General features: G+C 59.4%; 8 protein-coding genes. 2 read left to right on the forward strand and 6 right to left on the reverse strand.

The features are described 5' to 3' along the window. Nucleotides 1-135: 135 nt before the first annotated feature. Nucleotides 136-1,389 carry a serine hydroxymethyltransferase gene (gene glyA, locus EJA70_RS02410; RefSeq protein WP_129395595.1) on the reverse strand — a complete coding sequence of 418 codons (1,254 nt, stop codon included), beginning with the start codon at nucleotides 1,387-1,389 and terminating at the stop codon, nucleotides 136-138. A 240-nt stretch (nucleotides 1,390-1,629) separates the two neighbouring features. Continuing rightward, the gene (morA, locus tag EJA70_RS02415) at nucleotides 1,630-5,478 is read right to left on the reverse strand and encodes a cyclic di-GMP receptor MorA (protein ID WP_158829366.1); all 3,849 of its coding nucleotides are present in this window, start codon (nucleotides 5,476-5,478) and stop codon (nucleotides 1,630-1,632) included. A gap of 285 nt (nucleotides 5,479-5,763) precedes the next feature. Between morA and ettA the strand changes: the two genes are divergently transcribed. Both ettA and gdhA read left to right on the forward strand, forming a co-directional pair. After that, nucleotides 5,764-7,428 (forward strand): energy-dependent translational throttle protein EttA, encoded by a 1,665-nt coding sequence (gene ettA / locus EJA70_RS02420; protein WP_077574610.1) that lies wholly within the window; start codon nucleotides 5,764-5,766, stop codon nucleotides 7,426-7,428. 370 nt (nucleotides 7,429-7,798) lie between these two features. Next, nucleotides 7,799-9,136: an NADP-specific glutamate dehydrogenase gene (gene gdhA / locus EJA70_RS02425; RefSeq protein WP_158829368.1), complete on the forward strand. Its 1,338-nt coding sequence runs from the start codon at nucleotides 7,799-7,801 to the stop codon at nucleotides 9,134-9,136. Here the strand turns inward: gdhA and EJA70_RS02430 are convergent. The 4 genes from EJA70_RS02430 to EJA70_RS02445 form a co-directional block, all read right to left on the reverse strand. Beyond that, a complete protein-coding gene (locus tag EJA70_RS02430; protein WP_158829370.1) occupies nucleotides 9,133-9,627 on the reverse strand; it encodes a GreA/GreB family elongation factor in 495 nt (164 codons plus the stop codon). The two genes, gdhA and EJA70_RS02430, sit on opposite strands and share 4 nt — an antisense overlap. A gap of 70 nt (nucleotides 9,628-9,697) precedes the next feature. Next, nucleotides 9,698-10,054, reverse strand: coding sequence for a hypothetical protein (locus EJA70_RS02435; RefSeq protein WP_158829372.1), 357 nt, complete (start codon nucleotides 10,052-10,054; stop codon nucleotides 9,698-9,700). Nucleotides 10,055-10,209: 155 nt separating this feature from the next. Next, nucleotides 10,210-12,063: a DUF4105 domain-containing protein gene (locus EJA70_RS02440; protein ID WP_158829374.1), complete on the reverse strand. Its 1,854-nt coding sequence runs from the start codon at nucleotides 12,061-12,063 to the stop codon at nucleotides 10,210-10,212. A 265-nt stretch (nucleotides 12,064-12,328) separates the two neighbouring features. Beyond that, nucleotides 12,329-12,817, reverse strand: a complete 489-nt coding sequence (locus tag EJA70_RS02445; RefSeq protein WP_007909797.1) for a DUF3015 domain-containing protein — start codon at nucleotides 12,815-12,817, stop codon at nucleotides 12,329-12,331. Nucleotides 12,818-13,028: the final 211 nt, after the last annotated feature.

Raw genomic sequence — 13,028 nt, forward strand, 5'->3', positions numbered from 1 at the left:
GATCTTTTGATCTTGTTTTTATAATCAAGATCAAAAGATCGCAGCCTTCGGCAGCTCCTACATGGGGAATCGCAGGCGAAAAAAAACCGGCCAATCACTTGGCCGGTTTTTCATGCTGCGGATTTACCGTCGCAATTAAGCGCCGTACACCGGCAGTTTCTTGCAGATGGCTTTGACTTTCTCACGAACGGCGTCGATCACCGCTTCGTTGTTCAGGTCAGCCAGGATGTCGCAGATCCAGCCGGCCAGCTCTTTGCACTCGGCTTGCTTGAAGCCGCGAGTGGTCACAGCCGGGGTACCGAAGCGCAGGCCGGAAGTGACGAACGGCGAGCGTGGATCGTTTGGCACGGAGTTCTTGTTCACGGTGATGAACGCTTTGCCCAGAGCGGCGTCGGCGTCTTTACCGGAGATGTCCTGCTTGATCAGCGACAGCAGGAACAGGTGGTTCTTGGTACCGCCCGAAACTACGTCGAAACCGCGCTCGATGAACACTTCGGCCATGGCTTGGGCGTTCAACACCACTTGTTCCTGGTAAGCCTTGAACTCAGGCTGCAGCGCTTCCTTGAAGCAAATCGCTTTAGCCGCGATCACGTGCTCCAGCGGGCCACCCTGGGCGCCCGGGAATACCGCCGAGTTCAGCTTCTTCTCGATGTCGGCGTTGGCGCGCGCCAGGATCAGGCCGCCACGTGGACCGCGCAGGGTCTTGTGCGTGGTGGTGGTCACGACGTCAGCGAAAGGCACCGGGTTCGGGTAGACGCCAGCGGCGACCAGACCGGCTACGTGAGCCATGTCGACGAACAGGTAAGCGCCGACTTTGTCAGCAATTTCGCGGAAACGCGGGAAATCGAGGATCTGCGAGTAGGCAGAGAAACCGGCCACGATCATTTTCGGCTTGTGCTCAACCGCCAGACGCTCGACTTCGTCGTAGTCGATCAGGCCGTTGGCGTCGATGCCGTACTGCACAGCGTTGTACAGTTTGCCCGAGGAGGAAACGCTGGCGCCGTGGGTCAGGTGACCGCCGTGGGCCAGGCTCATGCCCAGAATGGTGTCGCCACCTTGCAGCAGAGCCAGGTAAACAGCGGCGTTGGCTTGCGAACCGGCGTGCGGTTGAACGTTGGCGTAATCGGCGCCGAACAGCTCTTTGGCGCGGTCGATGGCCAGTTGTTCAACGATGTCGACGTACTCGCAACCACCGTAGTAACGCTTGCCTGGGTAGCCTTCAGCGTACTTGTTGGTCAGGACCGAGCCTTGAGCTTCCATCACCGCTGGGCTGGTGTAGTTTTCCGAAGCGATCAGCTCAATGTGTTCTTCCTGGCGCTGAGCTTCTTGCTCCATGGCGGCAAAAAGGTCGGCGTCGTACTTGGCAATAGTCAAATCACGGCTGAACATGGCGGTCCTCAAGGATCGGGGGCAGAAAAGGGGGGCATTCTAACCCAATGGGTTTTGGATGGCATATGAAACGACATCATGTCGCAGACAAGTGGCGTTCATGACAGATGTGCGGTGCTTTTGCTGGCCCCATCGCTGGCAAGCCAGCTCCCACAATGTCTGGGTTTCAGCCCGAGAATATTGATCCACAGCAAGTCCCTGTGGGAGCTGGCTTGCCAGCGATGGCGGCGCCGCCGATGTTCAGTCGAACATGAACAGCGCATCATTACTGAACTGCGCTTCAAAGCGGCTCGCCGGCATCGGTCGCCCGAACAGATACCCCTGAACCTCATCGCAACCATGCTCACGCAGGAAGTCCAGTTGCTCATGGGTCTCCACACCCTCGGCGATTACCGCCAGATTCAGGCTGTGTGCCATCGCGATGATCGCCCGGGCGATCTGCGCGTCCTGCTCACCCGACGGCAAGCCATCGACAAACGTGCGGTCGATTTTCAACACGTCGATCGGGAACTGCTTGAGATAGTTCAGCGATGAGTAACCGGTGCCGAAGTCATCGACCGCAATGCTCAGGCCAAGGTTTTTCAGCCCGGCGAGAATCTGCATCGCCTCGCTGACTTCGCGCATCAGGATACTTTCGGTCAGCTCCAGCTCCAGGCACGCCGGCGGCAGGCCGGTTTCGCGCAGGATCGTGGCGATCCGCGTGCCAAGTTGGCCATCGGAGAACTGTCGCGCCGAAATGTTTACCGAGACCTTCGGCACGCGCACACGGTTCTGGTGCCAGGTCTTCAGTTGACGGCAGGCCTCGCTGATTACCCAATCGCCAACGTCCACCACCAGCCCGAGTTCTTCGAGCACCGGAATGAAATCCCCCGGCGGCACCAAGCCACGACGCGGGTGACGCCAGCGCAGCAGCGCTTCGGCACCGGTCAGGCGTTTGCCGTCGCCGCTGAATTGCGGCTGGTAATACAGGACAAATTCGTCTTGTTCCAAGGCGTGGCGCAAATCGCTTTCCAGCTCCAGACGCTCCAGCGCACTGGCGTTCATGTCGGCCTGATAGAACTGGAAGTTGTTCTTGCCGCGTTCCTTGGCGTGGTACATCGCGGTGTCGGCGTTCTTCATCAACTGACTGAGTTCGTTGCCATCCTGCGGACTCAGGGCAATGCCGATACTCGCTGTGACAAAGAACTCGCGACCTTCGAGCACGAACGGCCGCACCAGGCTGGCAAGAATCTGTTCGGCGACATGGATCGCCCGGTTCAGCGCCATCTCGCGGCTGGAACGATGTTGCAGCAGCAAGGTGAATTCGTCACCGCCCATGCGCGCCACGGTGTCGTCATCGTCGACGCAAGCGAGCAGGCGCGTGGCCATGTCTTTCAACATGCGGTCGCCGGCGGCGTGACCGAGGGAGTCGTTGATCGGTTTGAAACGGTCGAGGTCGAGGAACATCAGCACCACCCACGACTTCTGACGTTCCGCCGATTGCAGCGCGGTGTGCAGACGATCCTGGAACAGCGTGCGGTTCGGCAAATGGGTCAGGGCGTCGTAATAGGCGAGGCGGTGAATGCGCTGTTCGCTGGCCTTGCGCTCGCTGATGTCGCTGAAGAAACACACGTAACTGGCCAGATCGCCTTCGTCGTCGAGCACCGCGGTGATGCCGACCCACGCCGGGTAATGCTCGCCGTTACGACGCTTGAGCCAGACTTCGCCTTCCCACGTGCTGTGCTGGTGCAATTGCTTGAGCACGTAGCGCAGGTGCGCGTCCTGTTGCTCGTCGACGGTGAGCATGTTCGGTAACTGGTCGAGCACTTCGCTCACCGCGTAACCGCTGACGCGACTGAACGCTTCGTTGGCCTGAACGATGTAACCGGCCGGGTCGGTGATCAGAATCGCCGAGGTCGAGTGCTCGAAAACGGTCGCCGCCATGCGCAAGTCTTTCTCGGCGCGACGTTGCTGGCTGATGTCGCGACCGACACCGAGTACGCCTTCGAATGCACCATGCTCGTCCCACACCAGTACCAGACGCAGCTCGATCGGGATCTTGCGGCCATCGGCGCGCAGGCAGTCGAAGAGGAACAATTGCGTCTGCACCTGACTGCGTAACAGCGCCAGTTGCTCGGGCTTGTCGAGCGCCTTGCTGGCGCGATCCATCAGCGTGTAGATGCCGCTCAGTTGTTGCGGGTTGGCGATGGTCGATTGCCAGCCGTTCTGGAAAATCCACTCGGCGTCGTAGCCCAGCACGGCTTGCACCGACGGGCTGACGTAGTTCAGCGAGAGCTTGCTGTCGGTGGAGAAGATCACGTCGCTGATGCTTTCGGCGAGCATGCGATAACGCTGCTCACTGTCGCGCAGGGACTCGCTGGCCTCGATCTGTTCGGTGATGTCCTTGGCCACACCGATGATCCGTGTGACTTGATCATGCTTGTCGCGGGCCAGTGCCTGTTCGCGAATGTCGAAGCGCCGCCATTTGCCGTCGCGATGGCGGAAGCGCAGCTGACATTGCAGCAGTTCGCTGTAACCGGCGTGACGCTGAAACTGGCGGGAGCGGTGGTAGTAATCGGCGTCTTCGGGGTGCAGGAGGATTTCCCAGAAGTACTCGCCCATCTGGTGCAGTTCGGTGCGGTTGTAACCGAGCGTCTGGCCGAGGTGGTGGTTGCTGAAAATCATCCGCTGGCTGATCACGTCCTGCACGTACAGATGATCCGGCACGGTGCGCACCACATCCGACCAGAAGCCTTCGCGCTCCAGCAGCGACAGCTCGATGAGCTTGCGACTGGTGATGTCGTTGATGCTGAGGATCACCGCTTTATAGTCGTGTTGCTCGTGTGGCAGGCGTAACACCATCCACAGATGCTGGTCGCGGCCATTGATGTCCGGCAGTTTGATTTCCAGTTCCAGCTGTTTCTGCTGCTGCAACACCGCGTCGAGCACCTGGTTGCCGATCGCGCACTGGCGATGCGGATGGCCATCGATCAACAGTTGCCAGGCGTGCTCGCAGGAATTGACGTTGAGCAGTTGCAAGGCCACCTGATTGACCTCGGTGACGCGCAGTTCCTGGAGCAATTGTTGGCGTTGCGCCGGTTGGTCGAGCCAGGCTTTGAGCTGATCGCTGGTCTGGATCTGGGCTTTTTCAAACACCTGCTTGAGCCCGGACAGATCAAGCACGCACAAGGCGACGCCGGTGCCTTCGAAAATGTCCTGATAACGCCGGCGCCCTTCATGCAACTGGCGCTGGCGGCGGCGCATGTTCAACAGCGCGATCACTGGCAGCAGCGAGAAGGCCAGGCCCAACAGGCATTTGCCGATGAACGCCGGCAGCAATTCTTCCAGCACGCGCTGGCGGTCGAACAGGCCGCGCAATTGCCAGTCGCTGCTGCTCAGCGGCACGGTCAGCACGGTGTTGGCCAGATCGTCCGGGGTCAGTACGCCAGGCTTTGCCGACGGCAGCGCTTCGTCGCGGCTGATGATCTGATGATTGATGCGGTTTTCCACCAGCCACAGCGGGCGCAGGCCGGTTTCACCCTGTTTGGTCAGCGAATCGAAGAAGGTCGGGGTCAGGCGCAACGCCCAATAGCCACGCGTGCTGCCGCTGGCCTGATGCAACAACAGGTGCACCACCGCGCCGTCGTCGGCGTTGCTGAAATAATGCGCCTGCGCGCGGCTGCGGCGGACCAGTTCGGTGAGGTAGTCGGCGTCGTGGCTGTCGGCGGCGCTGTCGCTGAGGATGCGCCCGGACGGGCTGAGCAATGCCATGCTGCGCAGATCTGGCAGCGACTGCTGAAGTTTGCGCAGCAGCGCCTGCTGTTCGTCGGCAGTTTGCGGTTGCTCGACGATCGGTAGCAGGTTGAGGGCGATTTGCGCGTTCAGCGCCATGTTCAGGCTGACCTGCGAGGCGAGGTCGGCGGTGTAGTCGATGGTGTACTGACGCTGGTTTTTCTGGGTTTCGCGCAATTGATCGAGCAGTTGCCAGAACAGCAACGCGAGCAACAAAAGCACGAGGGTTGCCAGCGCTCCCTTTAATGTCCCGCGCAGGGGCGAGCCGGGCGCCGGTTGGGTGCTGCTCACAGAGGCTGGCGGAGTGACATTGGACAAGCTGTAATCCTGCGGTTTGGCTGGACTGGCGCGACGTGCACTATAAGCCGGACGCCCAAAGGGCGGCTAGCATGCCTTGAGTTGTGGCGAAGTGCCAGCCCCGCTCGGCTGGACTGCCACCGGTCATTAAGGTAGCTTTGCCGGTTACGCGGGAGCGTTCCAGCTCCTAGACTCAGACTTTTTCAGCGCGCACGCATTGATAACCATCAAGTGAACGACGCGCATGGTCTGGCCGGGCATCGCCCGCGCTGCAATCATTCATCTGTCACTGACCCAAGGTTCTCCATGGCTCAATACGTCTTCACCATGCATCGGCTGGGCAAAGTTGTTCCGCCGAAGCGGGAAATTCTCAAAAACATTTCGCTGTCGTTCTTCCCCGGCGCCAAGATCGGCGTACTCGGCCTCAACGGTTCGGGTAAGTCCACGCTGCTGAAAATCATGGCCGGCGTCGACACCGAGTTCGAGGGCGAAGCCCGTCCGATGCCGGAACTGAACATCGGTTATCTGCCGCAAGAGCCGCAACTTGACCCCACCAAGACTGTACGTGAAGTGGTCGAGGAAGCGGTCAGCGTGATCAAGAACGCCCAGGCGCGCCTGGACGAGGTCTACGCGGCTTACGCTGAAGAAGATGCCGACTTCGACAAACTGGCTGCCGAGCAAGCCAAACTCGAAGCGATCCTGCAAGCCAGCGACGGTCACAACCTTGATCGTCAACTGGAAGTCGCCGCCGACGCGCTGCGTCTGCCAGCGTGGGACGCCAAGGTCGAATTCCTCTCCGGTGGTGAAAAACGTCGTGTGGCCCTGTGCCGCCTGCTGCTGTCCGCCCCGGACATGCTGCTGCTCGACGAACCAACCAACCACTTGGACGCCGATTCCGTTGCGTGGCTGGAGCACTTCCTGCACGACTTCCCGGGCACCGTGGTAGCGATCACGCACGACCGTTACTTCCTCGATAACGTCGCCGGCTGGATTCTCGAACTCGACCGCGGCGCGGGCATTCCGTACGAAGGCAACTACTCGGGTTGGCTCGAAGCCAAGTCCGATCGTCTGGCCGCTGAATCCAAGCAGCAGTCGGCGCACGAAAAAGCCATGAAGGAAGAACTGGAGTGGGTGCGCAAAGGCGCGAAGGCCCGCCAGTCGAAATCCAAGGCACGTCTGCAACGCTTCGAAGAAATGCAATCGCAGGAATTCCAGAAGCGCAGCGAAACCAACGAGATCTACATCCCGGCCGGTCCGCGTCTGGGTGACAAGGTCATCGAATTCAAGAACGTCACCAAGGGCTACGGCGATCGCGTGCTGATCGACAACCTGTCGTTCGCGATGCCGAAAGGCGCCATTGTCGGCGTGATCGGCGGTAACGGTGCCGGTAAGTCGACCCTGTTCCGCATGCTGATGGGCAAGGAAACACCGGATTCGGGCAGCATCGAAGTCGGCGAAACCGTGCAACTGGCCTGCGTCGACCAGAGCCGCGATGACCTGGATGGCAGCAAGACTGTGTTCCAGCAAATCTCCGACGGTTCCGACCAGATCCGCATCGGCAACTACGAGATCCCGTCGCGTACCTACGTCGGTCGCTTCAACTTCAAGGGCGGCGATCAGCAGAAGTTCGTCAAGGACCTGTCCGGTGGTGAACGCGGTCGTCTGCACCTGGCGCTGACCCTGAAGGAGGGTGGCAACGTCCTGCTGCTCGACGAACCGTCCAACGATCTCGACGTTGAAACCCTGCGTTCGCTGGAAGAAGCCCTGCTGGACTTCCCGGGCGCCGCGATTGTGATCTCTCACGATCGGTGGTTCCTTGACCGTGTGGCGACACACATCCTGGCGTACGAAGACGACTCGCAAGCGATCTTCTTTGAAGGTAACTACACCGAGTACGAAGCGGATCGCAAGAAACGCCTCGGCGAAGCGGCTGCCCAGCCACACCGGGTACGTCACAAGAAACTGGCCTGATTCGGGTTGGTTGCATAAAGAGCGGAGCCTTCGGGCTCCGTTTTTTTTGCCCGGTTTTTCAGGAAAACCGAGGTGGATTCATCGCTGGCAAGCCAGCTCCCACAGGGATTGTGTTATGTCCGGATTGTGTGAGCGCCGCTAAAACTGTGGGAGCTGGCTTGCCAGCGATAGCGGTATAACTGTTGGTGCATCAATCAGATTTGATCTCCCCATTCAGGTGCAAATCAGCGCCAAAAACCAGCCGAATTTATATCCTGTGCACCATTTAATTTCATAACTGCGACATTTTGCTCTGTTCCTGTGCGCATTTCGTTTGTTACAGTCCGGCCCAATCTCCTCCAACGACAATAAATTTGCCGAGACTTTTGCCATGATCGAATCCGTCGAATCCTTCCTTGCCCGTCTGAAAAAACGCGACCCTGATCAGCCCGAATTCCACCAGGCCGTCGAGGAAGTCCTGCGCAGCCTGTGGCCGTTTCTCGAAGCCAATCCGCACTACCTGACGTCGGGGATTCTCGAGCGCATCTGCGAGCCGGAGCGTGCCGTGGTGTTCCGCGTGTCGTGGGTCGACGATCAGGGCAAAGTCCAGGTCAATCGCGGTTTCCGCATCCAGATGAACAGCGCCATCGGCCCGTACAAGGGCGGCTTGCGTTTCCATCCGTCGGTGAACCTGGGCGTGCTGAAATTCCTCGCCTTCGAACAGACCTTCAAAAACTCGCTGACCTCGTTGCCCATGGGCGGCGGCAAGGGCGGTTCCGACTTCGATCCGAAGGGCAAGAGCGACGCCGAAGTCATGCGTTTCTGTCAGGCGTTCATGAGCGAGCTGTATCGCCATATTGGCGCCGACGTTGACGTACCGGCGGGTGATATCGGTGTCGGTGCGCGCGAGATCGGTTTCCTCTTCGGCCAGTACAAACGCCTGAGCAACCAGTTCACCAGCGTGCTGACCGGCAAAGGCATGACCTACGGCGGCAGCCTGATTCGTCCGGAAGCCACCGGTTTCGGCTGCGTATATTTCGCGGAAGAAATGCTCAAGCGTCGCGGGCAGACCGTCGAAGGCAAACGCGTGGCGATTTCCGGTTCCGGCAACGTGGCGCAGTACGCCGCGCGCAAGGTCATGGATCTGGGCGGCAAGGTGATTTCGCTGTCCGACTCCGAAGGCACGCTGTATTGCGAGGCTGGCCTGTGCGAAGAACAGTGGTCGGCGCTGCTGGAACTGAAAAACGTCAAACGCGGGCGCATCAGCGAATTGGCGACAGCGTTTGGTCTGGAATTCCGTGCTGGTCAGTTGCCGTGGTCACTGCCGTGCGACATCGCGCTGCCGTGTGCCACGCAGAACGAACTCGACGCCGAAGCCGCGCGCACCCTGCTGCGCAATGGCTGCGTGTGCGTGGCTGAAGGCGCAAACATGCCGACCACGCTGGAGGCTGTGGATATCTTTATCGAGGCTGGCATTCTTTTCGCGCCGGGCAAGGCATCCAACGCCGGGGGCGTGGCGGTGAGCGGTCTGGAGATGTCGCAGAACGCCATGCGTCTGCTGTGGACGGCGGGTGAGGTGGACAGCAAGCTGCACGCGATCATGCAGTCGATCCACCACGCTTGCGTGCATTACGGCGAAGAGAATGGGCGCATCAACTACGTCAAAGGCGCGAACATCGCCGGTTTCGTCAAAGTCGCCGACGCGATGCTCGCGCAGGGCGTGGTTTAAGCCGGTTCGATGCGGATCACTTCGATCACTTGATCGCCAGCGGGGCGCTGCCACAGCACCTCGTCGTTGAGTCGGGCACCGAGCAGGGCGCGGCCCAGCGGTGAACCCCAATTGATCAGGCCCTTGCTCGCATCGGCCTGATCTTCGCCGACCAGTTGCACGCGGTGTTCGGTGTCGTGCTCATCGGCGTAGGTGACCCAACTGCCGATCTGCACTTTGTCTCTGGACGTTGCGGCGACGGCGACTTGGGCGCTGCTCAAGCGCTGATTGAAATAACGCAAATCCCTTTGCAGATCGGCCAGCCGTTGCTTATCGGCCTGCTCACCTTTGGCCGATTGTTCTGCGTGTTGGGTTTGCAGTTCGGCGACTTTTGCCTGCAACTGCACCAAGCCTTGTGACGTGACGTAATTGGGCTGCTCACTGACCTGCCGTTCAACCGGTTGATCGGCTTGTGCGGCGGCGTTGTCTTCGTTGACGAAAGCACGGCTCATGGGTTCCTCCTCGTATGAGGTTTGGGCCATGCTCGCAGGCATTTGGTTTCACTGGATGTCTGGGAGCGACCTAGGGCGAGCGATAAGCCCGCCCGGCGTCCTGATCTTTCTGTTGCTGCCACGCGCGCTCGCGCTCGTCCCAATGTTCGTTGCGGTAGTCGTCGCGATTCTTGTTTTCGAGCATCGCCTGACACTGGCGAAAGCCGTCGGTCCAGCCGTCGGCGTACTGCTTGTCCTTGAGATAACGCGGGACATTCTTGCGGAACTCGCCGCTGATCGAACCGGCGGCCTGGCGACCGCTGACGCAGCCATCATCGAAACCGTCGGCGAAGGCCGGTGGATAACCTTTGGCGATCAAATCATCGTGGGTCGACTGGCAACCGCCCAGCAACAGCAAAACACCCAACACACCCGCACACCGCCACATCGCACTCTCCCGAGCCGGTTGTCCGGCTTATGGGGAAAGTCTAGAAGGTGATTCGTTGGTGGGGTGTGAAAGAAAGATCAAAAGATCGCAGCCTGCGGCAGCTCCTACAGGTGAAACGCATAGCAAATGTAGGAGCTGCCGAAGGCTGCGATCTTTTAATAGTGATACCACTTCACTTCGAGCATGACTTCCGTTTCCGGCGTAGCGATGTGGCTGAACTCACGCTGCGCACTCAACCGCAAACCCAGATTGCGCGACAACTCCCACTGCTGATTCAGGCTCAAACTGCGCCGAACTTCGCCATTGAAGAAGTAATCGCCCTTCGCCTCCAGGCTCATATTCCCCAACGGGTTTTTCCACAACACACCGGTATTGAAACCACCGGCCGGGGACACGAACTCGGCGAAATCATTGTTGTGTTCAACCCGCACGGTGCCGAGGGCAAAACCCAGCACATCGTCGCCCAGCGCCCACGTGCCGCCACCGCCACCATTCACATGGCTGACCAGCGTCTCGTCATCATGCTTGCCCGGTACGCGCTCAAGGCCACCGGTGACTTGCCACGACAACGGCTGCAACAACTCATTGCGTGGTGTCAGCGAGCGAATCGTCGCCAGATCCAGTTGCTGGAACTGCCAGTGATTGCCCTCGTACTGACGCAGCTTCATCTGCAGGATTTCAATCTGCGCGCCCAGCGGGAAGCTCTCGGCGTTGTCGTTGAGATCGTGATAGGCCATGCGCAAGCCGTACTCGCCGAATACACGATCGCCGCGGGTACCGAGACCGGCCTGCCAGGTGCGCGATTCGTGACCGTCTTCCGGCAGGCCCGGTTGCGGGATTTCGAGATCGGGTGCCGGGTTTTTGTTGATTGCCCGCAACAGCTCGAAACTGCGCTGCGCCCGTTGTGGATCACGTTCCTGACCATTGGCGCGGTAGCGTTCGAGGCGATACGCCGCGTCGATGATCAACGCCTGACGATCGCGGGGCAGGGCCTTGAACGTCGGCTCTTGCAGCACCTGCTGATCGGCGCTGACTTTCAGCACCCAATCCTGTTCTTCACCCGTCAAAGGCTCGGCGCGACTCAGCAACTCACGTTCGCGGGAAGGACGGTATTCGATACTTTCCACCAGCCCGGCTTCTTTCACCGCTTTCACGGTGTCAGTAGGAATCGCGGTCAGCGGAAATTGCTCGGTCAGGCGCAAGCTAGGCCGTGCTACTTGCAGCAGTTCGAGCAAACGGTACGAGCAGTTTTCATCGAAGAAGAAATAGTCGAACTGAATCTGCTTCAGCTCCCACACATGCTCGACCATGCGCGCGGTTTCTTCTTGCGTCAGATTGAGCCGGTATTCCCACAGATCGCGATTTTCCAGGCTGCGGTATTCGGAGAGTTTTTCCTGATACGGCACCAGTGCGAACAGGCCCGGATAGCCGCCCATCAAGCCCTTCCAGGCGTAGAGAATGCTGTTGTCCGAGCCTTCGATGTAGGCGCCGAAGTTGATCGCGTAACTGAGCAGCGAGGTCTTGTCGGCCTGCACGTCAGCCTGATCGATACGCAGCAGGGTGTGGCCGAACATCGATGAGGGACTGTTCAAATAAGCCGCCGGGAAGATCATCACCGCGCTGTGCGGCGAGACGTCCTTGATCCATTTTTTGTACTCGGCGCACTCGGGTGTCGGCAGATCATTCAGCTTGAGCTGCGCTTTCAGCCAGCGAGTGCGCGCCGGGTAAACGCATTGCGCATGCTGCTCGCCGAGACTGGCCGGGGCGTACAGCGCTTGCACGGTGGCCGCCAGTTCGTGATCGGGATGTTCATTGCCATCGGGCGCAAGAAAGAATTTCTTGTCGCTGACATAGCTGCGCCAGCCGCCGAGTTTGGCGGTTTCGTAGTGACCGAGGGAAATCCAGAAGCGGTCGTTGGCCAGTTGCTGCAAACGTTGAGGGTCGATATGTGGCGCGGCGGACAGCGGGGCGCAGACACAGAGCGCCAGCCAGGCAAGGCGTTTGAGCATAAGTGGCAACTTAAGTCGAAAGAAAATAAAACCCGAATCGGGGGTCAACACTCCACCCTGTGGCGAGGGGATTTATCCCCGTTGGGCAGCGAAGCGGCCCCAAAACCTGTATCCCCAATGCATCAGCTATACCGCATGCACAGGTTTCACGACTGCTGCGCAGCCGATCGGGGATAAATCCCCTCACCACAGGTTCAGCGTCACGGCGGAATCACTGCATAAAAAACAAAACCCGCTCCCCGAAGGAAGCGGGCAGAGGTCGAGCTTATGCCTGAGTTGCGTACTTGGCCAGACGAGGATCCGATTTCAGTACGGCCAGGGTGTTGGTATGCACGTCTTCAGCGGTCACGTCAGCTTTGCTGAAGATCTGCTGGAAGTGCTCGTGAGTCACAGCAGCGAAATGCGCGCGATCTTCCGGCGCCACGCCCAGTACCACGGCGTAAGTCGTCAGCGCTTCGCCGTTGCCTTTGGCCATGTCTTCGGACAGCTCGTTCATCATGCCATTCATGGCAAACCAGGATTTGCCGCCGTAGGTCAGCGACGCGTTGGTCGAGCAACCGTTGGTGCCGGAAGTCATACCAAACGTGGCGTTACCGGAAGTGCCGTTGGTGGTGGAAGCGAGGAAGTGCGCCGGGGTGCCACGCTGACCTTCGAACAGCATGTTGCCCCAACCGCAATCCGGGCCGCCTGGAGCTTGCGCCATTGCGTTGATGGATACAGCGGTGAAGAGAGTACCGAGAAGAATCCGTTTCATAGCTTTTATCTCTTTATGTGCATACCAATGGACAGGGTTCTGGCCCCCCAAGCTCTGTACGAAACAGATCAAAACGAAGCCAGTGGGCCGGTATTAGTTCCAGCCGCGCAGTTTGGAGTTTAGGCACGTTCCAGGGGTTCCGTGGTTTTTTGCAAAATATTTGGAATAAACCCCGGTTTGCGGGGGCGCGCCGCAGGGTTGGCCGGTTGTC

This window comes from Pseudomonas sp. PB103 (assembly GCF_009764635.1).
Classification (GTDB): Bacteria; Pseudomonadota; Gammaproteobacteria; order Pseudomonadales; family Pseudomonadaceae; genus Aquipseudomonas.

What these genes read in the sequence shown, in the direction of transcription:
- EJA70_RS02440 (WP_158829374.1), bottom strand. Translation starts at nt 12,063, where the DNA reads ATGCTCAAACGCCTTGCCTGGCTGGCGCTCTGTGTCTGCGCCCCGCTG.
- glyA (WP_129395595.1), bottom strand. Translation starts at nt 1,389, where the DNA reads ATGTTCAGCCGTGATTTGACTATTGCCAAGTACGACGCCGACCTTTTT.
- gdhA (WP_158829368.1), top strand. Translation starts at nt 7,799, where the DNA reads ATGATCGAATCCGTCGAATCCTTCCTTGCCCGTCTGAAAAAACGCGAC.
- EJA70_RS02435 (WP_158829372.1), bottom strand. Translation starts at nt 10,054, where the DNA reads ATGTGGCGGTGTGCGGGTGTGTTGGGTGTTTTGCTGTTGCTGGGCGGT.
- EJA70_RS02445 (WP_007909797.1), bottom strand. Translation starts at nt 12,817, where the DNA reads ATGAAACGGATTCTTCTCGGTACTCTCTTCACCGCTGTATCCATCAAC.
- EJA70_RS02430 (WP_158829370.1), bottom strand. Translation starts at nt 9,627, where the DNA reads ATGAGCCGTGCTTTCGTCAACGAAGACAACGCCGCCGCACAAGCCGAT.
- ettA (WP_077574610.1), top strand. Translation starts at nt 5,764, where the DNA reads ATGGCTCAATACGTCTTCACCATGCATCGGCTGGGCAAAGTTGTTCCG.